We start from the raw sequence: 1,063 nt of genomic DNA on the forward strand, positions 1-1,063 counted from the left end.
AGATGAGATTTCCCATTACGTTAAGTAAGTAAGACCCCTTAGAGATGATGAGGTTGATAGGTCTCGGGTGGAAGCGTGGCGACACGTGGAGCTGAGAGATACTAATCGGTCGAGGACTTATCCAAATAATAATAAAGCGTTGAATTCATCTAGCCATTATCCAGTTTTGAGAGAACCACTCTCAATTTTATAAGGATTTATTAAAATCCAGTAAAATTGTTAGAAGCGAGAAGTTCGAGGTGACAAGCTCACGAGTAGCGGAATGTACGTTTGAAGGGTACATGAGCAACGCAGAGAGCGCAGTCAACGAAGAAATTCGAAGCTTATCACAATTTTAATAGTCTAGTGGCGATAGCGAAGAGGCCACACCCGTTCCCATGCCGAACACGGAAGTTAAGCTCTTCAGCGCCGATGGTAGTTGGGGGCTTCCCCCTGTGAGAGTAGGACGTCGCTAGGCACAAAGCACAATCCAAATGGGTTGTGCTTTTTTAGTATGAAAAAAGGATGAGTAAGCTTCAGGTGGTGAAGAGCTTCGGCTCGAAGAGGCAACCGGTTCGAAGGACAGCCGATGGAAACAACGTGTGAAAGGTTCGAAACGAGTCAACATGTCCCCCTGTGAGAGGAAACCTTTCTTTTTGTAAAACAACATGAGGAGCATCGAAGGTGAGACTTCATGGATTACGTCCCCGTAGGAAAGAAAGGTTTAGAGGGACGTTGCTAGGCATAAAGCACAATCCAAATGGGTTGTGCTTTTGTTTAATATTTTTTAAAATTTCTTTCAAATGGCTGAGTAGATACTCCTTGATGTATTAAGAGGACTCAGAAGCCCTTATTTGGGAACAAAATGTCCTTTTGATCGATTTAGGGGACTCACATGCCCTTATTGCATGAAATCTTCGTGCATATCACATGATTATAGGTATATAAGAGTCTCTCTGCAATTAGAATAAAAAGTGGACACCCCTTTAACGAACATCATTTTTGGATATGATGATAATAACAAGGAGGGGTTCCCATGGGTGAACATCGGCAAAGGTATAATGAAGAATTTAAGCGACAAACG

The 1,063-nt window shown here is 42.6% G+C and carries 2 rRNA genes; both read left to right on the forward strand.

From position 1 onward, the window contains the following. Positions 1-125: ribosomal RNA gene (locus N7Z68_RS24260) — 23S ribosomal RNA — on the forward strand; the annotation flags it as partial. A 216-nt stretch (positions 126-341) separates the two neighbouring features. Then, a 5S ribosomal RNA gene (gene rrf / locus N7Z68_RS24265) occupies positions 342-457 on the forward strand. Positions 458-1,063: the final 606 nt, after the last annotated feature.

Source organism: Alkalihalobacterium chitinilyticum, assembly GCF_029028005.1.
GTDB lineage: Bacteria > Bacillota > Bacilli > Bacillales > Bacillaceae_F > Alkalihalobacterium > Alkalihalobacterium chitinilyticum.